This window comes from Candidatus Hydrogenedentota bacterium (genome assembly GCA_019695095.1).
In the GTDB taxonomy this organism is placed as follows: Bacteria; Hydrogenedentota; Hydrogenedentia; order Hydrogenedentales; family SLHB01; genus JAIBAQ01.
This window is the reverse complement of the sequence record JAIBAQ010000005.1, coordinates 64,548-91,104: the sequence shown is the minus strand read 5'-3', so window position 1 is coordinate 91,104 and position 26,557 is coordinate 64,548. Positions and strand designations below refer to the sequence as shown.

At 57.7% G+C, this 26,557-nt stretch carries 19 protein-coding genes; 8 read left to right on the top strand and 11 right to left on the bottom strand.

From position 1 onward, the window contains the following. Positions 1-306: 306 nt before the first annotated feature. Positions 307-1,281, top strand: a complete 975-nt coding sequence (locus K1Y02_01930; protein MBX7255092.1) for a hypothetical protein — start codon at positions 307-309, stop codon at positions 1,279-1,281. Between the two features lie 682 nt (positions 1,282-1,963). Further along, positions 1,964-2,677: a phosphodiester glycosidase family protein gene (locus K1Y02_01925; protein ID MBX7255091.1), complete on the top strand. Its 714-nt coding sequence runs from the start codon at positions 1,964-1,966 to the stop codon at positions 2,675-2,677. A gap of 24 nt (positions 2,678-2,701) precedes the next feature. On the opposite strand, the gene K1Y02_01920 is transcribed toward K1Y02_01925, so the two are convergent. From K1Y02_01920 to K1Y02_01900, 5 genes are all read right to left on the bottom strand, one after another. Then, positions 2,702-4,258: a hypothetical protein gene (locus K1Y02_01920; protein MBX7255090.1), complete on the bottom strand. Its 1,557-nt coding sequence runs from the start codon at positions 4,256-4,258 to the stop codon at positions 2,702-2,704. An 83-nt stretch (positions 4,259-4,341) separates the two neighbouring features. Then, entirely contained in the window at positions 4,342-5,307 is a 966-nt protein-coding gene (locus tag K1Y02_01915; GenBank protein MBX7255089.1) for a sugar phosphate isomerase/epimerase, read from the bottom strand. A 102-nt stretch (positions 5,308-5,409) separates the two neighbouring features. Then, the gene (locus tag K1Y02_01910; protein MBX7255088.1) at positions 5,410-6,576 is read right to left on the bottom strand and encodes a Gfo/Idh/MocA family oxidoreductase; all 1,167 of its coding nucleotides are present in this window, start codon (positions 6,574-6,576) and stop codon (positions 5,410-5,412) included. 128 nt (positions 6,577-6,704) lie between these two features. Further along, positions 6,705-7,994, bottom strand: coding sequence for a hypothetical protein (locus K1Y02_01905; GenBank protein ID MBX7255087.1), 1,290 nt, complete (start codon positions 7,992-7,994; stop codon positions 6,705-6,707). Between the two features lie 47 nt (positions 7,995-8,041). Next, on the bottom strand, positions 8,042-8,512 hold the full coding sequence (locus K1Y02_01900; protein ID MBX7255086.1) for a metal-dependent transcriptional regulator: 471 nt from the start codon (positions 8,510-8,512) through the stop codon (positions 8,042-8,044). A gap of 207 nt (positions 8,513-8,719) precedes the next feature. Here K1Y02_01900 and K1Y02_01895 point away from each other — a divergent pair, with 207 nt between their 5' ends. Together K1Y02_01895 and K1Y02_01890 are read left to right on the top strand one after the other, a co-directional pair. Next, on the top strand, positions 8,720-9,133 hold the full coding sequence (locus K1Y02_01895; GenBank protein ID MBX7255085.1) for a DUF134 domain-containing protein: 414 nt from the start codon (positions 8,720-8,722) through the stop codon (positions 9,131-9,133). 63 nt (positions 9,134-9,196) lie between these two features. Beyond that, positions 9,197-9,592 (top strand): hypothetical protein, encoded by a 396-nt coding sequence (locus tag K1Y02_01890; protein MBX7255084.1) that lies wholly within the window; start codon positions 9,197-9,199, stop codon positions 9,590-9,592. Positions 9,593-9,797: 205 nt separating this feature from the next. Here K1Y02_01890 and K1Y02_01885 read toward each other — a convergent pair whose 3' ends face one another. The 6 genes from K1Y02_01885 to K1Y02_01860 form a co-directional block, all read right to left on the bottom strand. Next, positions 9,798-11,516 (bottom strand): hypothetical protein, encoded by a 1,719-nt coding sequence (locus tag K1Y02_01885; protein ID MBX7255083.1) that lies wholly within the window; start codon positions 11,514-11,516, stop codon positions 9,798-9,800. A 12-nt stretch (positions 11,517-11,528) separates the two neighbouring features. Further along, the gene (locus K1Y02_01880; protein ID MBX7255082.1) at positions 11,529-12,035 is read right to left on the bottom strand and encodes a hypothetical protein; all 507 of its coding nucleotides are present in this window, start codon (positions 12,033-12,035) and stop codon (positions 11,529-11,531) included. A gap of 84 nt (positions 12,036-12,119) precedes the next feature. After that, positions 12,120-14,549, bottom strand: a complete 2,430-nt coding sequence (locus K1Y02_01875) for a DUF1549 and DUF1553 domain-containing protein (GenBank protein ID MBX7255081.1) — start codon at positions 14,547-14,549, stop codon at positions 12,120-12,122. A gap of 21 nt (positions 14,550-14,570) precedes the next feature. Next, a complete protein-coding gene (locus K1Y02_01870; protein MBX7255080.1) occupies positions 14,571-16,928 on the bottom strand; it encodes a PPC domain-containing protein in 2,358 nt (785 codons plus the stop codon). A 61-nt stretch (positions 16,929-16,989) separates the two neighbouring features. Next, on the bottom strand, positions 16,990-18,294 hold the full coding sequence (locus tag K1Y02_01865; GenBank protein ID MBX7255079.1) for a DUF1501 domain-containing protein: 1,305 nt from the start codon (positions 18,292-18,294) through the stop codon (positions 16,990-16,992). 197 nt (positions 18,295-18,491) lie between these two features. After that, positions 18,492-18,959: a chemotaxis protein CheX gene (locus K1Y02_01860; protein ID MBX7255078.1), complete on the bottom strand. Its 468-nt coding sequence runs from the start codon at positions 18,957-18,959 to the stop codon at positions 18,492-18,494. A gap of 410 nt (positions 18,960-19,369) precedes the next feature. Here K1Y02_01860 and rny point away from each other — a divergent pair, with 410 nt between their 5' ends. Genes rny through K1Y02_01840 form a run of 4 tightly spaced genes read left to right on the top strand, consistent with a single transcriptional unit; the run spans position 19,370 to position 26,508 of the window. Continuing rightward, positions 19,370-20,935, top strand: coding sequence for a ribonuclease Y (rny, locus tag K1Y02_01855; protein MBX7255077.1), 1,566 nt, complete (start codon positions 19,370-19,372; stop codon positions 20,933-20,935). 11 nt (positions 20,936-20,946) lie between these two features. Continuing rightward, positions 20,947-21,729 carry a TIGR00282 family metallophosphoesterase gene (locus tag K1Y02_01850; protein ID MBX7255076.1) on the top strand — a complete coding sequence of 261 codons (783 nt, stop codon included), beginning with the start codon at positions 20,947-20,949 and terminating at the stop codon, positions 21,727-21,729. 15 nt (positions 21,730-21,744) lie between these two features. Beyond that, positions 21,745-25,326, top strand: a complete 3,582-nt coding sequence (smc, locus tag K1Y02_01845) for a chromosome segregation protein SMC (GenBank protein ID MBX7255075.1) — start codon at positions 21,745-21,747, stop codon at positions 25,324-25,326. Positions 25,327-25,359: 33 nt separating this feature from the next. Next, positions 25,360-26,508, top strand: coding sequence for a glycosyltransferase family 4 protein (locus K1Y02_01840; protein ID MBX7255074.1), 1,149 nt, complete (start codon positions 25,360-25,362; stop codon positions 26,506-26,508). Positions 26,509-26,557: the final 49 nt, after the last annotated feature.

Below are 26,557 nucleotides of genomic sequence, written 5' to 3'. Positions count from 1 at the left end.
TGCTACCGGAGCTGGCGGCGCCTGCTCGTCGGCAAGAGAAAACGATCCCACTACGCACACGCACAAACAACAGAAGAATAGCCGTTTCATAAGGACACCTTCTGCATGCAGCTTCTGACCAGGAACCAGATTGTTATGTTACCACAATCGGCGTGTAACGGGGCAGATCGGACCGGAGCAGGCGCACGATGGCGGCGAGTTCGCTCGAGAGTAGCGTGCTTTGTCAAGTACTCGTGGAATATAGTATTAAGAGAGCCATGTAAGTACATCGCACTCTATTTCCCAGCGATCTTCAATGTGTTCTCAATGAACAATCTGCCGGAGGTAACGATGCCAATTGAAGATGAAGCGGCTAGGCTTGAGGAACAATTATTGGCAGACCCTCGAAACGCGGAGATCCGCGGCAAAATAGTCATGTTTTACTCATTGACGGCGCGAAAGGAAAGGGATGAGGATGTCAAACGAGACGCCGCGAGAAAGGCAGCCGAACATTATCTGTGGCTAGTCGAGCACCAACCTGACGTCGAACTCCTAGAAAATCTGACATCGTTGGTCGGAAGAGATGAGAAGGCCGTGACAAAGGCGAAAGAATTGTGGCTTGAGCACGCGAAACGTGACAATGTTACTGCGCAAACGTTGGTCAATGCTGCCTCTTTTCTGCAACTACAACCAAAAGACAGGCTGCTTTCGGAGCAATTGCTTCTGCGCTCGGTGGCTCTCGATCCGAACAATGCTGCAGCTCGATTGCGACTTGCTCAGTTCTACATAACAGGACCGCCGCCCCAGCCTGAAAAGAGCTTGGAGCACGCGGAAGCGGCACTTCAACTCAATCGCGTTCCTGAATATAAGGAGATGCTGATCGAGATATGCGCAGTGGCTTCGCTAGAAGCTGGCAACTTGACCAAGGCAGCACACTACGCAAATGAACTGCTCGAAGTCCTGCGGTCGGAATCCGGCGGAATGAAATGGAACCGTGGAAATATTCTTCACAAAGGCAACATCGTGCTTGGTAGAGTCGCATTGCGGAACGGAGACATCGCTGCGGCCAAGCATCATCTACTGGAGGCAGGAAAGACCGAAGGTAGTCCGCAACTCGGCTCTTTCGGTCCCAACATGGCGTTGGCGCGTGAACTGATAGCGCATGATGAGCGTGCGGTTGTCCTCGACTATCTGAACCTCTGTGAGCAGTTCTGGAAACTCGGCGGAGAGAAACTCTCCGAATGGAAGTCCAATGTAGAAGATGGGGTAGATCCAGATTTCGGTCCAAACCTGATCTACTGAGCGAGGAACCACGCCGCGCTCGGACATTGAGCATCAGTCGCGATTTTGTAGCGCCCGGTCTCCGCCGACACACCTGTCGGCATGCCGGGCGTCTTCTGTCGCTTGCTGGGGATGCCGCACCTTGTGGCGCAGCCGCCCTCGCTGCGATTCGGTAGCGCAGCGCTCGCCGAGCGCGGCGCGGATAACCGAGGTTTCTGTCGTGGCTCAGCACATCCAGGCAAATCCGTAAACCACGGCCAACACGCAACGGTTCAACAACTTGCTCCCCAAATGCGTAACTTTTTAACGATCTTGAGGAATAGGGACCCGGGGTGAGATTCGCGTCGATGACCTGACTCGATACTCCAGAGCGCTGCAAGCGCGAAATACTCCAGCCTGGGGTGAGATTCGCGTCCCGGACGCGAATCGAAACCCCAGGTACCAGCCCCCCACCCAACGTGAGCCCTGTAAGGGCGAAAGCAACTTGCAGGTCCGTTTCTTAGGAGATCCGTGCGCCTTGATACGAGACGCTGCGAATCCTATCATCACTCACAGTGCAAACTAACTGAAAGGCGTATGCGCTGGGTGAGACAAACAAACCCGGCGATGTCGCGTAATTTTCCTGAACATGCTGAAGCTTTCGATCTCAATCGCACGGCTCTTGTTGGCCGCTTCATCCCTAAGTATTGGGGCATTCTCTGCATTGGCAGAAGCAGAACGTGAATCGGTGACGCTGCAGGAAGTAACGCACGCGGGGCATACCTATTCGGTCGTCCGTGTCGATACCCAGCGAACCAAGCTTCGGTTGTACTGGAACAATCCCGATGGGCAGCACTTCGGCAGTCTCGATAATCTTAAGAAATGGCTCGAAGACCGAGGCGAGATCATGTTGTTCGGAACCAACGCAGGCATGTTTCGTCCCGACTATGCCCCGTGCGGGCTGCACATCGAGGAAGGCCGCATGCTCGGTAAACTCAACCTGCGCGACGGATTCGGCAACTTCCACCTAAAACCCAACGGTGTCTTCTATCTGACGGAAGAGGGCGCGCGCGTGGTTGTGTCAGAACGCTTCGATGCAGAAACAAGCACGGTGCTGTTGGCTACGCAATCCGGTCCGATGCTTGTCATTGATGGAGAGCTGCATCCCGCCTTCAAAGCCGATTCAAAACATCGCAATATCCGCAGCGGAGTCGGGGTTGTATCCCCCACGGAAATCTGCTTCGTACTCAGCCGCGACGAAGTGACGTTTCACGAATTCGGCAGTCTTTTCCGCGACGCTCTGAATTGTAAGAACGCGCTGTACTTGGATGGCGTCATATCGAGCTTCTGCGTGCCCGGCAAACTGGAGATGCCTGGCTTTGTGCCGTATGCGGGAATGCTGGCTGTCACTACGCCAGCAGATAAACCCGCTCCCTGACGAACACGCCGGCTCGCAGGCCGTCTACCGCGAGAAGATGAGACTGCCGTGCTCCGACCTCTTCTCGGGAGAAGTAAACGCCCACACGGACCGTTCATTGACCACGTTCCTGCGATTGCGCACGCAATCAAGCGTCCAGTCGGTCGCCCCCGACGACTTCACGCCGAGCGTAGAGAAGGGAATGGCAATCTCCGCCACCCAACCGGTCTGATAGAGCTTCGTCACCACTTGCCATTCCCCGTTCCAGTTCGCGTCATTGTCGCGACTATCGAACCGGGCTCCCTTAGGATTCACGAAGAACTTGTACTCGGGCTTGCCCGATGGACGTATGGCCAACTCGACAGACTCCTCATCCCACACCGGCGCTTCATCGTCGGTCATCACCGCAACCATGGTCGCGACGCGCGGTTCGCGCGCATAGACCCCAATGTACAACGTATCCGCAGTGTTGCAGACGCGTACCGTAGTCTGAGCCTCGGCAAAAGAAAGCGTCTCCGGATTGACGAAGCCGTCGATCTGCGGCTGTGCCGGCCACATCGACTCTTTGAAATCCCCGTCCAGCTTCGGGGCAACCTTGGTGTACTTGCAGACAGCCGCGGCAGGCTCTTTTGTCGCGAACACGCGGACGTTGCGCAGCACGGCGGCTTCATTGGGCGACTCCGCCGTGACGCGCATAAAACGAGAGCGGAACGGTTTGCGCAAAATCGCCGGTCCGCGCACGCCCTGCTGCGAGTTCGATTTCCACTCCTCAACCAAATCGAACTGTCCTTCCTTCTCGGACATGTCCACGCGCAAAGCCGTGGTGGAGAGCGTGTCGAAATCAATACGATAGACGGGTCCGGGACACTGAAGAAAATCGAAAATCGCCTCCGCACGGTTCTCCTTGTCACTGAAGGCCGGCGTTGCGGTGACCTCGAACAGATTAAGTCCCGCAGGCATGGGTCTCCAAGGCAGCACGGAAACTCCGAACAGGATGCCTGCCGGCACAAAGAGCCCTTGTGACTCAATCGTGCCTATGATCTTGTCTCGACGTTCTGGATCGAAGTCCGGATCGAGTTTGGCCTGGCTGTCCACCACCTCGCGCAAGTCTTTCAACACGCCGCGCGAAGGCTTCTGCGTATACTCCACTTCCAGGCGTACCCATTCCGTCAAGTTGCGGTAGAAACCGGACACTTGCGTCAGCTCAAGGTCGTTCTTAGGCAGCATTCGCTGCACGTTCTCCTCGACTTTCGCAAATGTTCGGTACTCCTCCTCCGGCTTCACACCGGCGAGCGTGCGCCGATTCAAGTGCGCTGCGATACTCGAGAGCACCTGCTCCGTCGTCGGGATCTCGAACTCGACGCCAAAGTAGTCGTTTAATCCCGCGGGCCATGCGGTCAACGGACCACGCTGCTCCTGCTTTTTCGGCGGTTTGATCTTCTCTTGCTTGGGACTGGGGACATCGAGTTCGGGGGTGACGTCTTTGGGCTCGATGGACTTTCGCATCACGCTGCCGCGATTTGCGCTCTCTTGCGCGATAGCGGGCATTGATGCAAAGACACAACTTGTCATCACTATCGCCAGCCAACCCCATACTCTCATCGTAAGTCTCCCACTAAAGGAAACGGGGGGCGCAGGTCATCGCGCCCCCCGTTGAATCGCTTCTCTTGAAGTGATCGGTCACTCTATGCCCACGTCATCGCCGTCTTCTTCTCGAAGATAAGGCACTGCTTGAGCGTTTCCACCGCCTTCTTGAGGCCTTCCATGCTGGACATCAGCGAATCCTCATGCTCAATGGATAACGTGCCATCGTATCCGACCATACGCAGCGTCGATACGAAGTCCTTCCACCATTCCAGCGAATGGCCATAGCCGACCGTGCGGAAGATCCACGCGCGGTTGAACTCGTCGCCATAGTGTTTGGTGTCGAGCACGCCGTTGACCTTGGCATTCTGCTCGTAGACTTTCGAGTCCTTCGCGTGAACGTGGAAGATCGCCTTGCCGCCAAGCGCGCGCACGGCGTCTACCGGATCGATGCCTTGCCAGAAGAAGTGGCTGGGATCGAAGTTCGCGCCCAGGTTGTTGCCGCACGCCTTGCGCAGCTTCAGCAACGTCTCGGGGTTGTACACAACGAATCCAGGATGCGCCTCGAAGGCGACCTTCACGCCGTGGTCCGCGGCAAACTTGGCCTGCTTCGTCCAATACGGAATGACCTTCTTCTCCCACTGCCAGTTGAGCACATCCAGGAAATCCGGCGGCCACGGACACGTGACCCAGTTCGGCTTCGTGGACTTCTCGTCAGACCCGGGGCACCCCGAGAAATCGATGACGACGCCCACACCAAGCATCTCGGCGAGCTTAATCGTATCGGTTTGCACTTGGATGTTCTTCTTCGCGAACGCAGCGTCGGGGTGCAGGCAATTGCCGTGGCAACTCAGCGCGGAAATCTCAAGACCCTCTCCCTTGAGCATGGCTAACAGTTCATCGCGCTTCGGCTTCGAAGCAAGCAACGCGGCCAAGGGAGCATGCTTGTCGCCGGGATAATTCCCTGTTCCCAACTCCACGCACTGAAGTCCAAACGGACGAATAACCTGCAGGACGTCCTTGAGCGGCTTGTCGCCGAACATGACGGTCAGTAGACCCAGTTTCATTATGTTCTCCTCCCTTTGTTTAATACGTCTTCACCACGAGGGGCACGGGAAGCATTGCTGCGCGGACGCATCCTGCTTTCCCGTGTCCTCGCGGATGCGTTCTTACTTCACCTTCACCCACTTCTTGCTGTTCGCGGACTTCTCGACGGCTTCAAGAACACGCTGGCAGTTGACACCGTCTTCGAACGTCGAATACGTGACCTTCTTCTTGCCGAGTTGCGTGAGGAAGTCATAAACCTCGTGGACGAACAAGTGTTCATAACCGATAATGTGCCCCGACGGCCACCACGCCTTCATGTAGGGGTGTACCGGATCGGACGCGTGGACGCGCCGGAAACCCTGCAAGTGCGGCGGATCGTTTCGGTTGAAGTACTCGAAGTAGTCCATGTCCTCCTGATTCCAGCACACGGCCCCTTCGCTTCCATAGATCTCGATCGTGTTGTAATTCCTGCGTCCGGGCGCAAAACGCGTCGCTTCAAACGTCGCAAGCGTGTCGGCATCCTTGATGCGTCCAAGGAAGATCGCTGCATCGTCTACGTCCACTTCGCCCATCTTCCCCAGTTTCTTCTCGCCGGACTTGCCTGAGATTCCCGTGTCGCTTTCCGTAAGCGGGCGCTTCTTGATGAAGGTCTGCATGGCGCCCGATACTTCGTCGACTTGCCCGACCAAATAGTGGCAAAGATCGACAATGTGCGCGCCGATATCGCCCAAAGCACCCGACCCCGTGTGCTTCTTCACGAGGCGCCACACACGCGGGAAATTGGGGTCGACGATCCAGTCCTGCTGGTAGGCGGCGCGGAAGTGGAAGATGCGGCCAAGTTCGCCGCGCGCGATCATGTTCTTGATGGTCGTCACGGCCGGCGCAAAGCGGTAAGAGAATCCGCACATGTGATTCACGCCGGCTTTCTGCACGGCCTTCAACATGTCGTTGGCCTCTTTCAGCGAATTGGCAAGCGGCTTTTCGCACACGATCTGCTTGCCCGCTTTCGCCGCCGCGATCGCAATGGTCGGATGCAGGAAATTCGGCGTGCAGATGTCGATGATGTCGATATCCGGGCGATTCACCACCGCCTCCCAATCAAGGCTTGTCTCTTGCCAGCCCCATTTCTCGGCGACTTTCACTTCCTCCGGAAACTTTCCGCAAAGGACTTTCATCACAGGCGTGACCGGAAGATCGAAGAACATCCCCACTTTACGCCATGCGTTGCTGTGCGTCTTCCCCATGAATTGCGCGCCGATCATCGCGACATTCAGCGTTTTCTTGGCCATATGGAATCCCCTCCTTGCCGTTACATTATTCGATTGGTTGCCCAAAGATTCCGGCATTATACGGACCATGCACAACCGTTGCCAAGTAGTCGTTTGCAGCGGACAGCCCTCTGCCCCCGTGCATCCTGTCAGTGCACTACCGTTACGATGATGTCGTCGTCTGTCGTAAGGCCGCTATCCGGCGCGCTATCGAGACCCACACTCGAGACTTCCGAACGAATCCCCGAGCTTTCGTATCGAATCGGCGCCGGAGCGAAAGGGTCCCCCGGCACCACTTCAAGATAACGCGGCACGAGTGCATCCAGCGACTCCGGCAGCCGGCCAGCGTCGTTCTGATACTGCTCAACGGCAATCGCGGCAGTTGCCACGCGCAACAAGGCCGATCCCTTCAAATCTGCGGTGGTCGCCTTTTCCAATTCGTCCAGCTTGTGCTTCGTGATTACGAAAATCGCCGGCAGTTTGTCGACGCGAGTTGACCATTCCTTGTAGGCCGTTCGCCGCTGATGCAATGGTTCTTCCGATGCCGCGATTAGTTCCTCCATGAATACTGCGAACGCCCACGTGTCCAACCTGCGAACGCCCATCAACGCGTAACATTGGCCCATGATCGTCGTATCGCCGTCTTCCGTTACGCCCGCAGGTTCATCGGGAAACGCGGCCAGACCGAAGCAGCGTTCTCCGGCAAATGCGCGCTCGAATGCGTGAGGCGCTTCAGAAAACGATACGGAACTCAGAACCTGACTGAGCTGCATGTTATCCAGCTCTGCGTGATTGAGCACCCGCTCAAGAGCTTCGGTCATTGCCGACACACTGGCAACGCGCGCCAATTGCGACGCAAGCATGGGTTCATCCCTCAGACTGCTTGCGGCGGCATAGCCCGCCATAAGCGCGCCAACTGCTGCATTGCCCTGCTTGTCTTCCGCGGCTACACATGACTCCAGGGCAAGCAATTGCACGGCGTGGCGCAACCCATTCAGATGCGGAAGATCGTCCGGCCCTGCTTCACCAATTCGAAAATCATACCGGCATGCCGATGTCGCGCTTGCCTCGTGCAAAGCCTTCAGCACTTCCGCTTTCGACGCAAGATAATTGGTTGCGGATGTCCGCTGCGCCTCAGGCAAAGGCACACTGAAATCGGGGAGAGCCCCCTCGCCCACGAACGGCAACGATTTCTCGGACAAGGCGGAGCCGGATTTCGCGTCCAATTCGAAGGCTTTCATATAGAGGTCGGACGCATTGATTCTATCCGCTGAAAGTTGATACCACGCGTCCAGCTCTTCGACGGTCACCGGGTACCCGGCTGCTTTGGCAGCCTCGACTGCCGACGCGACCTCCTTGGGCGCATAGAGAAGAACACCGATGTATCCGGCTGCGATCCCAACAGACACAAGGACGCCTGCAACCAAAATGGTTCTCACGATGACTTCCCCGGAATTGTCTACCCCAAATGCGGCAAACGCCGCCGCTACATGCTCGGTTTTGTGAGCTGCTCGAGCCGCTGCTGCCATTGCCGGCTGCGCGTCTCGTCCGCTTCAAGGAACGACGTCAATTCACCCATGCGCTTCACGAGCTCGTCGTCAAGATGATGCTCCAGCCTGCATGCCTCTCGATTGGCATCGTCTTCGCTCAATCCAAGGACGCGCTGAAGGAAATCGAACAGCATCGCATGCCGTGCTTCAAGACGCCGAGCCAGGGCGCGCCCTTGTTCCGTCAACTCGACATAACCGTACGACTTGTGCTGGACCAATGACTTGGCCGCAAGGTCGCGCACGGCTCGCGAAGCCGCTGGACGGCTCACGCAGGCGTGCGCCGCGATATCGCTCACGCTGCACACACTTCCTTGAGTCAACAAGTAAGCGATGGTCTCGATGTACTGCTCCATGGACGGACTAGTCGCCCGCGCGGCGGGTCTGGACGTCGAGGAATGATCGGGCACGAGTTCTTCTCCTGCGGACCCCGTCGTACGCCCAGGCTGCGCACTCTGCAGCGTCCGGAAGAGAGTGTATCACGCGCACACAAGGACATGCACTAGACAATCATTGCATGAATTGAGGCGAGTATCATCCCCGGATCACATGCACCGGACTTGATTAATTATGAGCATATGCTTATAATGAAACCGTGGCCATGGAGCACTTCCTCAATGTCGCGACCTGTCTGCTGCCGGAGAATCGGTCTCAAGCCAGGGTGTAAGGCGTTCAAGCCCTTGGGCATTCCTGCCGCGGGACTTGAACGAATTGCGCTGGGCCTTGATGAACTTGAAGCGCTGCGGCTTGCGGACTTGGAAGGCTTGTATCACGGAGACGCCGCCGAACGCATGGGCGTATCGCGCGCCACGTTTGGCCGCATCGTGGAAGCAGCGCGCAGGAAGGTCGCGGAAGCACTGGTAGCTGGCCGTTTACTTGTTATTGAGGGTGGTGAAGTGACCATGAGCGACACGCTTGGCGAATCGAAGCCAAGTGCGTGTCCTGCATGCGCTCAAGTGAGCGTTCGCCGTTGCCACGAGCACCGGGGACGTGGACAACGGCATCAACGGACGCGACGCAGTGAGACGTAGAAGAGAAGCACGGATACAGTCGGCAGTATGCCGTCACAGGAACAACCAAGGGGGATTCCCGCAATGAAACGTATTGCTATTGCCTCGTCGGACGGCGAGTGCATTTCGACGCACTTCGGACGGAGCCTATGCTTTTTGATTTACGATTTGGAGGCAAACGAAATCGTCCGAAGGGAAGCACGCGCCAACACCCATGCATGTTCATCCCACGTGGGCTGCGGACACGGCGAGGGCCACGCTCACGGTGAGCATCATGGCCACGCGGATCTCATGGCCTTGCTGCACGATTGCGAAGCAGTTATAGCCGGCGGTATGGGTTCACGCGCGGCAAGCGAATTGAAGGAGCATGGGATTACTCCACTCATGGTGAATCCCGAAGCATCTCCCGAAGATGCCGCGGCCGCCTATTTCTCGGGCCACATTCATGGGGGAGACCATACCTGCACGTGTTCCCACTAACCCGCATTTCGCAGCGGCGCGATTGAGCGCCGACGCAAATTGCTCACGTGCAAGACGTTGAGGTTATGCCATGAGGATTTCTCGCGAACACACTCTTCTTTCGGAGAACCGCTTTGTTTTTCGTCGTAAGTCCCGCAAACGTACTGGCTACGAGAAAAGGTCAAGTGTGTTCGTGAGAAATCCGGGCTAACGGCGAGATGGTGCCTTACGACGCGTTGGTGCTCATTGTAGCCACGCGAGCCCCGGCTAGATCCCACACGGACACTTCGCCGGTCCATGTTCCTGCGAGCACCAGCGCGCCGGCATTGCCAAAGCGCGCCTGATAGCCCCAGTCCGCCAGTTTTTCATACGTGGCGAGGTTCTTTCCGCCGGTGTCCCACCGTTTCGTAAGACCATCGATGCCGGTCGTCACGAGTTCGTTTGCGGCGCTGAATGCGACACTCAGTGCACCGCCGGGATGCGCGCTGATCGATGCGGTCTGCGCATACTTCCAGGTGTCCCACAGACGTACCGTGCCGTCGGCTCCCGCCGACGCGAGCAACGCAGAATCGGCGCTGTATCCCAGGTCGTTAATTGCGCCGGTGTGTCCTCGCAACGCTTCCACGGCTCGCCCATTTGCCGCTTGCCATAGCAGAAGCCCGCCCGCGCGATCCGCGGTGGCCAGCAATTCGCCGTCGGGGCTGAACTTGATCGACGTGATCCAATCGGTATGGTCCTCCAGCTTGTAAGCGAGTGCGCCGTCGGCTAGAGAATAGACCTTAACTTTCTTGCTGGGACCTCCCAATGCAAGCAGCTTGTGGTCAGGACTGACGTCGGCCGCGAGAATCGTGTCGTACTCTTCCCCGTACACGCCGGCGCGTTCGGCTTTGCGCACATTCCATACAACCACTCGGCCCGAATCGCCTTCGACGCCACCACCAGCGAGCAGAAGTTCTCCATTAACGCTGAAGGCAATGGTGTAAATCTCGCCTTCGGGAAAGGGAAGAGCGCCAAGCAACTTGTAGTCCGCAAGATTGTAGAGCAGGACCTGCTTATACCCCGCGACAGCCGCCAACGGCGCGCGCGGACTCGTTGCCACGGCGCGCGCTACAACGCGCTTCGCCAACTCCGCTGCGGGCGCTTGAAGCGCGACTTCAGGCATGGGTGGTGGACCGTCGACGATCGCCGCAGCCACATAGACGTCTTTCTTCTCCGCGCCCATTGCCTCGGCTGCGGCAACCTTTGAGTTGGCATCCTGCGGCGCGCCAGACTGTATCCAATCCTTAATCAGCGCCAACTGTTCGGCTGTCAGCGGATCTCCCGAAGGGGGCATATAAGGCTCTTCGGCACGGCTCACCAGTTTAAATAAGCGGCTGGAATCGGGTTGTCCCGCTGCAATCACCGCGCCCGAACTGCCGCCTTCCATGAGCGATGCATACGTATCCACAACAAGACCGCCCTTGGCACTATCTTGATTGTGGCACTTCACGCAACGCTGCTTGAGTATCGGCAAGATGTGCTCTTGAAAATTTACCTTCGGCGCTGCAGCTTCAGCCTGAGCTTGCATCTCCATGCTCGGAGCGGCCGCCGGAGCTGCTTCCGCCACCATGGTCGTTGCCGGTTCACCCAACGCCATGCCTAATGCCTTCGCGCGTTCCTTGAGCGCCTCAACGCGCGTGGCAAGCTCTTTTGAATGATTCTCGATTTCATCTGCCTTCTGCTTCAGCGTATTGGCTTCTGCTTGCCACGCTTCCGCCTGGCTTGCGTATTCCTTGAGCTTTGCGGCCAAAGTTGCCGGATCCAAGGTCACCAGCTTGTCGATGGCCGCGTCTATGGCCTCAGGCGCAGGTCCATCGGCATGCGCAAATGCACAACTCAACAGAAGGGCAAGGGCAACACACAGGCGCCGGCCATGCCGTTTCAATCTGTACTTCGGAGCGACCACCGTGTACGCCTCCTATTGTTTCGGCTGCTCTGCGGGAGCGGGTTGTTCAGGCGCGGGCGCAGGTTCGGCCGGAGCCGCAGCCGGCGCGGCTTCCGCGGGCGCGGCGGCAGGTTGCTGAGACGCCATGACTGCAGCCGTGAACTTCTCCATGACGGCTATGCGCGCCTTAAGACTGTTCGCTTTGTTTTCCAGATCCGTTGCCTGTTCGCGCAGCTTTGCGGCTTCCCCGTTCAGGCTCTCAACGTCTTTCACCATCGCCGTTACTCGTCCCGCAATGGCATCTGGCCCGAGGCTAGCCAACTCCTCAAGGACCTTGTCAATGTCTGCGCCAGGCGCCGGTTGCTCGGCTGGCGGCGCGGGTTGCTCCGCGGGAGGAGCAGCAGGTTGCTCAGGCGCGGGAGCAGGAGCAGGGGCCGGGGCCGGCTGGGCTTCCTGGGCGTATGCGACCAGCGCTCCACCCACCGAAACCGCCACAGCCAATGCCGCAAGGACTACACCCCGCTTCATCCAGTTCATCATGGTACTGTCCTTCCTCCTGATCGACATCACTTCGAAGCCCATCCCCGAGCCATATGCTCCGAGATATACGCTCAATCGCCCTCATCAATGATTGAAAACAAATTCCTTCGAATTCAGCACACTCCAGAACAAATCCTCTACAGCGGCCCGCTTGTCCGTGGCGGCGGTTATGTAGGCGCTGAACTTCTCCTGCTCGTCCGCCGTCGGAGTGCGCGAATACGCGGCCAGCCACAACTCCTGAACGATATCCGCGGGCGGTTTGTCCGCCGCTGACAAACGCTCCACTCGTCCACCTGGGGCCTTCAGAGCCGAAGTCACTGTGTCGCCGTTCACCAGATGAAGCACCTGCGCCAACGTGGCTTCGCTGCGGCGTTCGCACGCGCTGACCGTATTGCGAGCAGGACGACCAAACAATGTTAAGAAGTAGTTTCCGCTTGGTCCGTCCGCAACTTCCGCCGCGCGCGCACCCAATGGCAAGTTCGGAAATTTCACCTTGCTCTCCGTCACGTTGCACACGGCATCGAGCAATTGTTCCGCGGGTAACCGGCGAACCAGCGCATGCGAAAAGTTGCGCTCATCCTTAATCGAAGGATCGCGCGGTTGGGTGCTCATTTGATAGGTGTACGATGTGCAAATATCGCGCACCAGCTTCCGCAGGTCGTAATTGTACTCGACCAAATGTTTCGCCAATTCGGTCTCCAGTTCCGGATGGCTTGGAGGATTCGTTACACGAACGTCATCAGGCGGATTCGTGATTCCTCGCCCAAAGAACTGATCCCACACCCGATTGGCAATGTTCTTCGCGAACCACGGGTTATCAGGCGAGGTAATCCACTCCGCCAATGCGGCGCGGCGGTCACGATTTGAGCAGTCGGGTTCGGCGCCTCCCAGATATTTCGGAGCCATCACCCTGCCATCTTTTAGATTGTTCACATCACCCGAACGCCGGTCATAGGTGATGCGCTCGCGGGGATCGCTCGACCCTTTTGAACCAACTTGTGCGAAGAAAGCCGAGAACGCGTAGTAATCGTCCATGGTCCATCGCTCGAAGGGATGGTTGTGGCATTGAGCGCACTTGATCTGAATGCCCAAGAACACCTGAGCTACGTTTTCTGCCATCTGCGTCGGCGATGGTTCAGCCACATAGAAATTCGTCGCCGGCGCCGTGAAGTTGCCGCCCTGCGCGGTAAGGAGTTCCCGCACAAGTTGATCCAGCGGTTTGTTCGCCGTGATCGATTGCCGCAGCCAATCGTTGTAACGCTGCAACGCTTTCCGGTCGACCGTGTTTGCGATCGTCTGGACTCGCAACAAATCGGCCCATTTCATCGCCCACAATTCAGGGAATTCGGGCCGCTGCAACAAGGTGTCTATGAGCTTCTCTCGCTTATCGGGCGCGGTGTCCGCCAAGAATGCCTTCGTCTCATCGACCGTCGGCACGACACCCAGAATGTCGAGATAGACACGCCGAACAAAGGTCTCATCGGAGCACAATTCCGCCGGAGGGATGCGAAGCTTCTTCAGTTTGTCGAAAATGAGCTTGTCGACGTAATTGCGCTCGGCCACATCAGGCCACTGCAATGCCAGACCTTCCGGAAGCACCATCACCTGCGAGACCACCGCGAACGTACCGTAGCGCGCCATGATGCTCGCTTCACCGCGATCGCCCGAAGTGATCACACCCGAGTCGTCGATGGTCGCCGTCAAATCGTCGCTCGTGCTCAGTAGCGTCAAGTCAGTGACGTCTCGGTCGGAACCGTCTGCATAGATGCCTCTGACCAAGAACGGATACTGGACCCCTTTGCCCTCCAACACCGCATTCTTGGGCAGAATCTCAATGTCAACCAGTGCGGGAGGGGGAGCCGCGTCGTCATGAGCCCCTTCGGAAATCCATCGCTCAATGACCTTGTAAAGGGGGCTTTCATGCGTGAAGCGAGTACCGCCCGTGTGGTCCACCTGCCCCGTGGCCTTGGTCAACATGAGGCTCTCTTCGGGGCTGCCCGTGTTAAGGCGTCGCGCACGATTGTCACGCGTCAAATTGATGTAGTCCATGGTCGGATCGAAACCGAAGAGCGACACCCGAAAGCCGTTCTTTCCTTGAAAGCTTCCGTGGCATTTCCCTGAGTTACACCCAGCCCTCATCAGCACCGGCACAATGTCGTTTCGGAAGCTCGGGGATGGATTGACCGACGCATTCAAAACCTTGACGGGTACGGTTAATGACTGGTCCCCGAATGCAAACGTGGCAACGGTCTCTCCGTCAGCCACGGGTTGAAGCTTGCCGCCTTCCCACTTGGCAATGCCCTCGGGCGCGAACGTGACGGCGGCCTCCGACGTGCGATTCAGCGTCACGCCATCGTCGCGTGTGCCCACCAGAATGACGCGCTGGTGGTCATTCTGGTTGTCCAATTGCACGGAGGAAGGATACACAGACAGCGTGTCTCCCCACGCCGCCGACGCGCAAAGCGCCACCCCGACCCAAGCACACACTCGTAATCTCAGTTGCCGCTCCTGCATGATGTCCAATCCATCCTCTACCTATGCGGTCTTCGGGAAACGCGTCTTCCTCTGCGGCTCCTCGGGCTTCGGCTGCTCCGGGGTCGGTGCCGGCGCCGGCTCTGGGGCTTGCAGTGTGGGTGGCAGCGGCTCAAAGATGGTCAGCGCACCGCCTCCGGACTGATTCAATACGTCTTCACCTTCAAACGACAAAACCGACCGAACGAACAAACCTTCGAATTTTCCGGCAGGCGCATCTGCCGCCACCTCAATCGGAAAAGTCAACTGCGTTGTGTCATGCGAGATGTCCTGCGGTTGCGACGTGACGCCCTTGGGCAGTCCCAGCAATTCCGCCTTATAGCTCCCCGCGTATTCCTGACCTTGATTGACCGTGACCACGAGTTGGGTGGGCTTGCCTTGTTCAGTCTCCACTTTGGCCACTTCGAACGTGACCCACGGTTTCGCGATCTCGACGGGCGTCAATGACGTACTCACCGTGTATCCGCTGCTGGAACCCACCACCGCGAGCCGGTACTTGCCCAATGCAGCGCCGTTGCTCGCGTTAATGATGATGCCCGCCTCCGTGCCATTCTCCGGTACATCGGCCGTGCCCGCTCCCACACCCGAAGGTAGCCACGGTATGCGAAGCGAAATCGGGGCCGTGAAACCCTCTTTCCGCGTGACAGCAACCTTCAGCGTCATCGAGCCGTTCTGAACAACCGGGGCTTTGGGGGCAACCAACTCGATTGAGAACGGCGCCGCCTCGCCCACCGCAGTCGCCAACCGATTCACGTTGCGCACGAAGAAGGGGACTTTGTTGGCGATTTCCAGGAGCACCACGTTGTAATCGATGCCGCCCTGAACGTCCGCACCTTCCTGGTCAAGCTTGCCTGTGACAGACGCGAGTCCTCCGCCCACCGGACTGTCAGGTGCCGCGGAGAACACGACAGGGATGACGCCTTGCCCCGCAGCAAAGGGATCAAAATCTGCCGTCATGCCTTGTGGGAGACCATCAAAGGTGAGTTTCAGAGGCCCATCGAAATCGGCGCGCGCCGCAGACAACAGCAGAAAGGCCCGGTTGCCCTGGGGGGCGACTATGCAAGCGGCATCATTCTCCAGAAAGCCCAGCTTCAACACGGGCTTTACGGGAGCCACTTCTACGCGATACGCAAATGCTGCGCCACCCGCGCCAAGGTGATCGGTCACGCGAATAACGTGGCGGCCATCTTCTGCGAGCGTGATTCGAAACGCGCTGTCGACTCCCACGGCGTCGTCGTTGTCCGCGAGCGCGCCTCCCGACGGATTGTAGACCGTCAAAATGCTGTCCAGAGGTGAACCCATTTCGCGGGCGTACACGCGAACGTCATAGACCTGGCCTTTGGTGCCGTCGAAACAGTAAAAATCACTGTCTCCGGCAGCCTCGATAACTCCGTCAAACGCGCCCGGCGCGACACCCGCGGTGGCTTGTCCAGGTTCGTTGTTGGGTTCCGCTTCAAGCGTATCGGGCAGATCGGAAATTCGGAACGGGATCGGCGATGGGGCAACTCCCAGGTCGGTGCTGGGGTCGATGGGGCTCAACCCCCGAACGTCGGACGCCAGGGTGATCGTCTGTGCGGGCACGTCCGCATCGCCAAGCCAACGAACATTCGCCTGCGCTCCCGGCTGTCCTCCCATGGGCGTCACTGCAAAAGGCCTCGGAAACTGACCAACGTGAAGCCGATAGTAGAATCCGCCGCCGCCGCCATATGCGGCTTCGCTGACAGCGAGCACGTATCGTCCCGCTTCAGCCGCGTGATACACAAAGGCGGCGTCTTGTGCCAACAGCGCCGTGTCATCTTCCGAAACAAGTTCATGACCCGCCGGTCCGAACAACCGCAGTTTCGCGTCGAACAGCGGACCGCCCAAGCGGATGGCTTCCACCTCAGCCGTCAGACGCTGCCCGGCCTGAAGATCCACGGCGAAGTAGTCGACGTCTTCGTTGTCTATCGACCCATTGATGGTCGTCCCAAGCGGGACAGAGGCAACCGTTGCCGGATCGTTATTCGGTTCGGTGTCTTGAATCTCATTCAGCGACCCTACGCTGAAGAGTCGTAGATTTGAGACGCCTGACTTGGTTCGAATACGGATGGCATGCGTGCCAATCCGGCAATCCGGCGCAATCTGCAGTTTGCAGTGCGCTTTGCCGTTATCGACTGGCGTCAATTCGACAAGCGTGATGCCTGCGTCGTGGAACATGAGATCGACCGCGTCGGACAGATTGTTGCCGACAACATCAACTTCTGCCGTCGAGCCTCGCGCCGCGCCCCGAGGCAGAATGTCGCCAATCGAAGGGGATACGGCCCACGCATCCACCGATAACGCACCCAACAGACAGCAAAGAACAGCAGCATTCCTGAACATGTACGCCTTCACATCCATGCCGCAACATCACAGGCCCCCATGGCCCGCGCAAAATTACTGATTACGCCGTCACTGCGGAGATGACGCTTCCATCCCGTACGATGTCAACCGGCCGGTCACCGGCGCTCATGAGCTTACGCGCCGGGTCGATACCCAACTGCGTGAACACCGTCGCCGCGATGTCTCCCGGCCCCACTGGCGAATCTGCGGGTTCAGCGCCATACGCGTCCGTCGCGCCGTGAATAATCCCGCCCTTTATTCCGCCTCCGGCCAGCATCATGCTGAACGCCTTCGGCCAGTGGTCCCGGCCGCCGTCCTTGTTGATCCGAACGGTACGGCCAAATTCCGTTGTCAAAACGACCATCGTCTTCTCGAGAAGACCGCGATTTGCCAAGTCATTGATTAGCGCCGTCAAGCCCTTGTCGAGCCCTGGTGCCTGGTTGTTCATGCTCGCCTTGATGTTCGTGTGCATGTCCCACCCGCCATCAATGACACTCACGAAACGCGCGCCTGCCTCGACAAGCCTTCTGGAAAGCAACAGCCGTTGCCCCATCGCCGTGCGTCCGTACGCATCGCGTAACTCCGCCGGTTCTGCCGAAATATTGAATGCCTCACGCGCCGATTGAGAGCTTATCAGCGCGTACGCGCGCTGATAGTAGCTGTCCATCGCATTCAGCGCGTCGGTCTTCTCCAACGACGCGAAATGACTGTCCACGGCAGCCAGCAAGGTCTTGCGGCTCTCCATGCGTTCTGGCGTCACATCGCTCGCAAGACTCAAATCACGAACTTGGAAACCATCCGTCGCGGGTTCTCCCCCCACGCTGAAAGGTCCAAACGCGGAACTGAGATACCCTGAGCCCATGAACGGATCGCTTGCGCCAGGTATGGCAATGTATCCCGGCAGATCGTTGCGCGGACCGAACTCGTGTGCCACCACGCTTCCCATGCTCGGATAGACAATCGCCGGACTCGGCCTGTATCCCGTGAGCATGTTGTGCGTGCCGCGTTCGTGGGCAGCCTCCCCGTGCGTCATAGATCGAATCACGGCCAACTTGTCCGCTACAGACGCCAAGCCCGGGAAAACGCCTCCAAAGACTTCGCCCGTATTGGTATTGACAGTCCCGGCTTCACCCCGGTATTCGATCGGCGCGTAGGGCTTCGGATCGAACGTGTCCAGATGACTCATGCCGCCGGCGAGGAAAATGAAAATGACGGATTCGGCCTTGGGACTTGTTTGGGCGCGGGCCTCCGAAAACCGGAAATAGTCGCCAAGCGTCAGACCCAGTCCCGAGATGACTCCAACCTTCAGGAAATCCCGTCGATTGAAAGCGCGATAGTCAGCACATCCCGTCCTACAACCTTCCATTCCCCTCACCGTACACCTCCCGACACGCAATGATTGCGGTTTTGGTATGGCCTTGCAGCGGCGTTTAGCGCCATCTACAGAAAGCGCCCAAATTCTAATCCCCAAAAGCGCCTGAAAGTTTCATCCGTTTCGCGAACCGGCACTCCATGGTTCAGGAAGAAAACACTTGGTAGCGATTGGGTCTTCCAAGGAAAGGATTAACTATTCTGAAAGGATAGGCGCATACAAAGAGGTCCGAGATCGCTCGAAAAGGGAATCTCAAGCCAAATGGCATGCGAAGGGGAGAAGACTTCAAACTCGTCACCGTGGACTACCACAGGAAGGCTAAGCTCTAGCGTCTCTTTGACTTGCAGAGAAAGTTTCGACTTGGCCGCACCCGCAACAATATTCACCATTTCGGCAATCGTATCCGAAACGGTCTCCGGATCCGCCTCCACGCCCTCTCCAAGCAAACGCCGCACCATGCCCTGACACGTGTTATGTGGCATGGCCAATGCAACAGTGCCCCGAACGACCCCGCTAAAGCCAATCAGCGCCATGACTTCGTCAGGGTGTTGCTCTCCACCGCTTACACCTAAGCCCGTGCGCGCTGCTTTGGACTGCAGCATCGTTGAGAACAATTCAAAAACAGCTTCAACAAAGGGATTTACGTATTGTGCGTTCATTTCGGAATCCAGCATACCATATTTTGGTTGGTTTTTGCGAGTCCCTACTTGTTTATACCTCCCCAGGGTATCCTCCCTCAATCGGTGAATTGCGCTAAAAGGAGGATCTATTGGATTGACTTCACGTTAACATATTCCTTATACTGCCCTCTGTTATTTCAGATCTGTATTCTGTACTTGTTACTTCGGACGTCCTGAGGCAAGGCATGGGACATAGTCGGATAAGCCTAAATCTCTGCTACGGCGGATTTTCTATGGTTGGGTTGTGTTTGCGGGCCATGGATGGTTTGCGCTAAGTACATATCTAACAGTAGGTTCAAAAACGGCTCCGATATCTTCTCTTGTTCTCCATCCTTCCTGGGGCGCCAAACCGGGTAGAAACATCCTTTCCAGGATGGAGGTCCAATCGCATGTACGATGATCCACTGTTTTACGCGTGGATCGGAGCTGGCATTTTCGTTGGACTGGTGCTCGCCGTCGTGGGCGCCAGGATTTTGGGACGCAACCTCATGGGGGCAGCGCGCCGTCAGGCCGCCCAAACCATTTCGGACGCGGAACGCGAAGCCGCTTCGATCATTAAAGACGCCAACACCACCATCAAAGAGCAGCGAATTGCGCAACGTGAAGAAGCGGAGCGGGAGGCCCGCGAATTTCGTAAAGAGTTGGTTGCACTTGAGAAACGCATTCTTGGTAAGGAAGAGCAGGTTGACAAGCGCGTTGAAGCCATCGAGCGCAAAGCCAATGAACTGAGCGGAAAAGAACGTGACCTGACCAATCGCGAAAACGCCTTGGCGAAAAGTCACGAACGCTTGGAGACTCTCGTCGCCGAACAGACTCAAAAACTGGAGATAATTTCCGGCATGAGTGCTGAAGAGGCGAAAAAGGAACTTTTCAATCAGTTGGAAACTGAAGTCCGGCGTGACGCCGCACTTCGCCTTAAGCGCATCGAAGAAGAGCTTATCGAGAATTCCGACAAAAAAGCCAAGTGGATCATCGGTCAAGCCATTCAACGGTGTGCCGCCGACCACGTCGCCGAAACCACCGTCAGCGTGGTTGCGCTGCCCAATGACGAGATGAAAGGCCGAATTATCGGCCGCGAAGGTCGCAATATCCGCGCCCTCGAAAGCGCCACGGGCATCAATATCATTATTGACGACACTCCCGAAGCGGTGATTCTGTCCGGCTTCGATCCCGTTCGCCGTGAAACCGCGCGCATTGCTTTGGAACGTCTCATTCAAGACGGTCGCATCCACCCTGCCCGAATCGAAGAAGTCGTCGAGAAGGTCAAGGAGGAAATGAACCGGACCATCAAGGAAGTCGGCGAACGCGCCTGCCTGGAAGCCGACGTACACAGCCTGCACCCGGAAATCGTCCGCCTGCTTGGCCGTTTGAGCTATCGTACGTCCTACGGTCAGAACGTGCTCAAGCATTCGCTTGAAGTCTGCCACCTTGCCGGAATCATGGCCGCGGAGCTGGGTTTGAACATCCCAGAGACCAAGCGCGCCGCGTTGATCCACGATATGGGCAAGGCCGTCAGCCACGAAATCGAAGGGTCGCACGCCCTCATCGGGCACGACTTCTGCAAGAAGTACGGCGAAAACGAATTGATTGCCAATGCCGTTGGCGCGCACCACAACGAAATGGAGCAAGCCTCGGTGATGGCCGTAATCGTTCAGGCCGCCGACGCATTGTCCGCGGCAAGGCCCGGCGCCCGGCGCGAGACCGTCGAGACGTATATCAAGCGCCTGGAGCAACTTGAAAAAATTGCCGACGGATTCCCCGGCGTTGACAAGTCCTATGCCCTTCAGGCAGGACGCGAAATCCGCATCGCCGTGTGTCCGGAGCGCATGAACGACGCCGAAGCGATGCAGTTAGCGCGAGACGTGGCCCGGAAGGTCGAAAGCGAAATGACGTACCCGGGTCAGATCAAAGTGACCGTGATTCGCGAGACCCGCGCCACCGAAGTGGCGAAGTAGGCCGTCGGTGAATGCGTATACTTTTCATCGGTGACATTGTCGGCGGACCGGGGCGCACGTGCGTCAAGAAATGGCTGCCGGAATTGTGCGCCGAACATCGGATTGACTTCGTTGCCGCCAATGGTGAAAATTCCGCGGGCGGGCTGGGGGCGACCCCGGCCATTCTGAGGGAACTGCTTGGGTGCGGCATTCATGCGATCACGATGGGCAACCACACGTGGCGCAAGAAGGAACTGGCTCCATCGCTGGATTCTTTTGGCACGGTGGTGCGCCCGGCCAACTATCCGGAAGGCGTGCCCGGCAAGGGTAGCACGGTCGTGCGGCTGAACGACGGCCGGTCTATTGGAATTGTGAGTCTTTTGGGCCGTGTGTTCATGGACCCGGTGCGGTGTCCTTTCACGGTCGGGCGGAGCGAACTGGAATCGTTACGCCGGGAAGTCCAGGTTGTTCTGGTCGATGTTCATGCTGAGGCGACGGCGGAGAAGATCGCCTTGGGGTGGTATTTCGACGGCCTTTGCACGGCCGTGGTGGGTACGCACACGCACGTGCAGACTGCCGACGAACGGATACTCCCCCAAGGAACGGCCTATATCACCGACGTCGGCATGACCGGGCCAATGGATTCGGTGATTGGGGTGGAACGAGATAAGATTATTCACAAGTTTCTGACCGGCATGCCGGTGGAACATACCATATCGAATGAACGCCCAGGGCTGAACGGTGTCGTGATCGAAGCGGACGATTCGACAGGGCGTGCGGTTTCCATTCAACGTGTGGCGCGTTACGTCGCCTAGGTATTCAGGAATTTCATGTACTTTAAGCAGCTCGAGCTGATTGGCTTTAAGTCTTTTGCGGATCGGACCATCTTGAAACTCGATCCCGGCGTTACCGCCGTGGTCGGACCGAACGGGTGCGGCAAAAGCAACATTCTCGATTCCCTACGATGGGTGCTGGGGGAACAGCGCGCAAAAGAACTGCGCGGTTCCAACATGCAGGACATCGTTTTCAATGGAAGCGAGAACCGGCATCCTTTGGGCATGGCCGAAGTCTCGGTCACTTTCGACAACTCGGATTCGAGCCTTCCAGTGGACTTCTCCGAAGTCCAGATTACCCGGCGCATCTATCGCTCCGGCGAAAGCGAATACTTCATCAATAAGGCCGCGTGCCGCCTGAAAGACATCCATGAACTCTTCATGGATACCGGTATCGGCACGCAGGCCTACTCGATGATCGGCCAGGGCAAGATGGACATGATCCTGAGCTCAAAGCCGGAAGACAGACGGTTCATCTTCGAGGAAGCCGCGGGGATCATCAAATACAAGAACCGCAAGCGCCTGGCCGTTCGCCGCTTGGAGTCCGCCGAACAAAACTTGCTCCGCTTGGGCGATATCATCGCCGAAGTGGAACGTCAGATGCGTTCGCTGAAACGTCAAGTCAACGCGGCGATTCGGTACCGCGAACTGAGCGATCAACTCCGCGAGATCGAAATTCGAGCGGCGTGGCTCGAGTTCGTCCGCCTTACCTCCGAGATCGAAATTCTCAAGCACCAGTTTGCCGATTCAACAGACCGCTACGAGAAAGTCTCAACTCGTATCTCGGGTCTTGAGGCGCGCCACGAAGAAGTCAACCTGAACCGTCTGGAAGTCGAACGCGTACGGCTCGCCCGCCAGCAGGGCGTCTACGAGATTGAATCCGAGATGGAGAAGATCGAGCGCCAGATTGCGCTTCAGCGCCAACAGATCGAGTACTGCGGCGAGAAGATCGAAGCGGCGGCGCAAGAAAAGGAAGCCCTCATTCAACGGGCTGCTGCGCTCGACGAGCAAGTCGCCAATACCGGCAGCCAGGCGGGCGAAGTCGGCTCGGCAATAGAAGGATCGAATAGCGAAATCGCCCAAAAGATTGAAGCCCACGCGCAGACCGCCGCTGAAGTTGCCGATTTGGAGGCGCGCCTGGAGGCGATGCGCGCGCGGCATACCGAGCGCGTGACGGATCGCGCCCGCGCACAAACGGCGCTCGAAAAGCTGCACGAGACTATCGAAGGCGTCGATCGACAGCTTTCGTCAATCTACGAACGTCAACGCACGGTGGCTTCGCGTCACGAGGAACTGCTTGCCTCATTGGAAACGGCCCGTCGCGCGGAATCCGAAAAACAACAGGCGTTGGCGGCGTTGGAGCATGACCGTGAACAGACGGTCACTGCCAGACAGCGCGACACCGATGTGCTGCGTGACGTAGACGAACAGTGGCGCACCAGTCGCGAAGAAAAGAGCAGCCTTGAAGCCCGCCTGAATTCGTTGCGCGAACTGCGCGACAACTACGAAGGCTTCGCCATCGGCGTGCGCGCCGTGATGAAGGCCGCCTCCAAGAACATGATGGACGTTCGGGACATTATCGGTCCCGTGGGTGACCTCCTATCGTCCGATAAGGAGTATGAGCAGGCCATCGAAGCTGCGCTCGGCGGCAACATTAACAATGTTGTCGTCGAAAATGCCGAAGCGGCAAAAAGCGCCATCGAGTTCCTCAAACGCACCGGCGCGGGACGCGTCACGTTCCTGCCTTTGGACACGGTGCGTGGGCATGGCCGCGCCGATCGAGGCGATTCCAATGCACCTTATGACGACGGCAAGCCCGGTGTCGTGGGTCAGGCCATCGATTTCGTGCGCTACGAGGCGCGCTTGCAGCACGTTGTTGAATACCTGCTGCACAACACCATTATCGTGAATACCCTCGATGACGCCATCCGTATCACGCGTTCCTGTGCAAACCATCCTCGATTGGTGACGTTGGACGGCGAAGTTGTGTCGTCGGCGGGTGCTGTCACGGGCGGACGTACCAAGCACGAGAGCCGCGGGTTGTTGGGCCGCAGCGCGGAAATCGGCGAGCTCGAGAAGCGCGTTGCGTATGCGGAAAAGAAGATCGTTGAACTGGCGGAGCGCCGCAAGACAACGACCGAAAACATCGCCCGCTATGCGGAGGAAATCTCGGCAATTGACGGCCGCTTGAAGACGTGCAGGCAGGAACTGAACGTGATTTCTGTTGACCATGCGCGGCAGGCCGCCGAGTTGGACAGCATGGTGCAAAGCGGCCAGGCGCTTGACCGTGAGCGCGACGAACTCCGCGCGCGGCGCGATCAACTTGATTCGGAACGCCAGGAAGCGCTTGCGCGAGCGGACGCATCGATTAACGACGATGAATTGCTGCAGCAGGAACTCGCCGAAGCGCAGGACGCTGCCTCCCACGCGCGGCAGCGGCTCAGCGTGCTCACGAGTGAATTGTCGGACATCCGCTTGAAGCAGGCAGGACTGGCTCAACGTCTCGAAGAGATTGAGCGCGAAAAGCAGCGGCTGCTGCGGGAACGCGCAGATGCTATGTCCGAAGCAGAACGCCGCGACGGCATCATCGAGCAGTTGAACCAAGAGCGAACCGACATCGAGCAAAACATCGCCTTGCACGTCGAACGCTCCGTTGCGTTGTCGGAGACGCGCGAAGAAGCGAGCAAGAAGGCCGTAGACGCCCAGAACCAACTGCAAACCCTCCTCGACGAAAGCGAGACCATCGAGAAGGAACTGAAGCATTTGCGCGAAGAAGCGCGCGCCTCGCAGTCGGAAGTCCACCGTACCGAATTGGCGCTGCGCCAGAACGAGGACCGTGTCGGTTTCTTCCAGGAACGCATCATTTCCGAATACAACGTTGCCCTGGCGTCGCTGACCGAGGAACAGGTCGGAACCGACGAGTACGACGCCGATACGCGAACAAACCTCGTGAACGAGATTCGCGGCAAACTCCAGCGCATGGGCGAAGTGAATCTCATGGCCATCGAAGAATACGAAGCCCTGGAACAGCGCCACGCATTCCTCTTGGCCCAATCCCAAGACCTCCATCAGGCCAAGGATGCATTGCTCGGCGTCATCGAGCGGAGCGACAAACGAATTCGCGAAATGTTCCTCGATACATTCAACCGAATCGCGGAGAACTTCAGCGCGTTCTTCCGCCGGTTGTTCAATGGCGGGCAGGCGCGCGTCTATCTTCTGAACGAAGACGATCCGCTTGAGTCAGGCATCGAAATCGAAGCCCGGCCTCCCGGCAAAAAGCCGACTTCCATCTCGCTGTTGTCGGGCGGTGAGAGCGCGATGACGGCCGTGGCATTGCTGTTCAGTATTTTTAAAGCAAAGCCCAGCCCGTTCTGCGTGCTCGACGAGGTCGATGCCCCGCTGGACGACGCCAACATCGGACGGTTCCTGGGTATCATCGATGAATTCACGGACCAGAGCCAGTTCATCGTGATTACGCACAACAAGCAGACAATGGCCAAGGCCAATGCGCTCTACGGCGTTACGATGCAAGAGCGGGGCGTGTCCCAATTGGTCAGCGTCAAAATGAATGGCGTGTAGCTTCTTGAGTCGCCTGTATACAGTGCTACGTGTATGAGGGTACTTCACCTTTTCAGCAACGCGAAATGGACTGGACCGGCCGAACCCGCACTGAACCTATGCCTGTCCTTGCGTAAGCTCGGCGTGGACGCCGATTTCGCCTGTCCCCCTCTGCCGGAAGGCGTGCCCCATACCATGGTGGAAACGGCTCGCGACCGCGGAATTGAGCCTATACTCCGGTTCCGCATGGGGAAACACAGGCACCCCCTCAGGAACCTACTCGATAGCATGGCTCTCGGAAGGTATCTGCAGGCAAACCGCTACGACCTTCTTCACTGCCATCTCGACAACGACCACCGGATTGCCCGATGGCCCGCTCAGTCACTTGGCATACCGATTATCCGCTCCAGTTACGAGGGCGAGGGTTTTCGGTCTCCCAAGCGCCAGCGACGCCTCGTCTTTTCCGCGGCCAGAATCCTGGAGCCTTCGCAAGTTGCGCTGGCACATGACCTTGAAACCTTCGGGTATCCCGAACGGTCTATGCAAGTAGTTCCAGGTGCGGTTGATGTGGAGCGTTTCGATCCGGCTCGTGAAGTCCCCGACGGACGCCGATGGCTGGGTATTCCGCCGGATGCGTTCGTAATAGGAATTGTCGCCCGGATGCAGACTCATCGGCGGTATGAAGACTTTTTTCGTGCAATTCGTATGCTTGTCGATGCAGGGAAGAATGCCCACGCTATCGTCGTCGGGCGAGGCACGAATCAGGAAACGGTTGGAAAGCAACCGGTCCGTGAATTGAATCTGACGGATCGCGTCCATTTCCCTGGATATGTGTCCGGCGAAAACTATGTGGGCATGCTCAAAGCGTTTAGTGTTAAGGTCTTCCTGGTACCCGGAAGCGACGGGACCTGCCGCGCGGTGCGCGAGGCAATGGCCATGGGAAAACCTGCCATCGTCGCCAACCGGGGGATGCTGCGGGAAATCGTGGATGACGGCGTCAACGGTTTTGTCTATGACGGAGGCCCGGATTCCCTGTATGCTTGTCTGTCGAGCCTGTGTGACGACCGGGCCAAGGAACGAGAAATGGGACGGGCGGCGAGGAAATGCGCTATTGACCGCTACTCCCTCGACGTGCAGGCAAGGCAAGTTCTTGATATCTATGAGACAGTTCTTTCAGAGCGTCAAACTGGACTGCCAGGATGATCGGGCGCGAGAAAAATCTCCCGGCTTGCTCTGGAGAATCTAACTTGAC

Excerpts from the sequence above, each read along its gene's own strand:
- K1Y02_01850 (MBX7255076.1), top strand. The coding sequence starts at position 20,947 with ATGCGTATACTTTTCATCGGTGACATTGTCGGCGGACCGGGGCGCACG.
- K1Y02_01915 (MBX7255089.1), bottom strand. The coding sequence starts at position 5,307 with ATGAAACTGGGTCTACTGACCGTCATGTTCGGCGACAAGCCGCTCAAG.
- rny (MBX7255077.1), top strand. The coding sequence starts at position 19,370 with ATGTACGATGATCCACTGTTTTACGCGTGGATCGGAGCTGGCATTTTC.
- K1Y02_01890 (MBX7255084.1), top strand. The coding sequence starts at position 9,197 with ATGAAACGTATTGCTATTGCCTCGTCGGACGGCGAGTGCATTTCGACG.
- K1Y02_01895 (MBX7255085.1), top strand. The coding sequence starts at position 8,720 with ATGTCGCGACCTGTCTGCTGCCGGAGAATCGGTCTCAAGCCAGGGTGT.
- K1Y02_01860 (MBX7255078.1), bottom strand. The coding sequence starts at position 18,959 with ATGAACGCACAATACGTAAATCCCTTTGTTGAAGCTGTTTTTGAATTG.
- K1Y02_01880 (MBX7255082.1), bottom strand. The coding sequence starts at position 12,035 with ATGATGAACTGGATGAAGCGGGGTGTAGTCCTTGCGGCATTGGCTGTG.
- smc (MBX7255075.1), top strand. The coding sequence starts at position 21,745 with ATGTACTTTAAGCAGCTCGAGCTGATTGGCTTTAAGTCTTTTGCGGAT.
- K1Y02_01930 (MBX7255092.1), top strand. The coding sequence starts at position 307 with ATGAACAATCTGCCGGAGGTAACGATGCCAATTGAAGATGAAGCGGCT.
- K1Y02_01910 (MBX7255088.1), bottom strand. The coding sequence starts at position 6,576 with ATGGCCAAGAAAACGCTGAATGTCGCGATGATCGGCGCGCAATTCATG.
- K1Y02_01865 (MBX7255079.1), bottom strand. The coding sequence starts at position 18,294 with ATGGAAGGTTGTAGGACGGGATGTGCTGACTATCGCGCTTTCAATCGA.
- K1Y02_01840 (MBX7255074.1), top strand. The coding sequence starts at position 25,360 with ATGAGGGTACTTCACCTTTTCAGCAACGCGAAATGGACTGGACCGGCC.
- K1Y02_01870 (MBX7255080.1), bottom strand. The coding sequence starts at position 16,928 with ATGTTCAGGAATGCTGCTGTTCTTTGCTGTCTGTTGGGTGCGTTATCG.
- K1Y02_01875 (MBX7255081.1), bottom strand. The coding sequence starts at position 14,549 with ATGCAGGAGCGGCAACTGAGATTACGAGTGTGTGCTTGGGTCGGGGTG.
- K1Y02_01920 (MBX7255090.1), bottom strand. The coding sequence starts at position 4,258 with ATGAGAGTATGGGGTTGGCTGGCGATAGTGATGACAAGTTGTGTCTTT.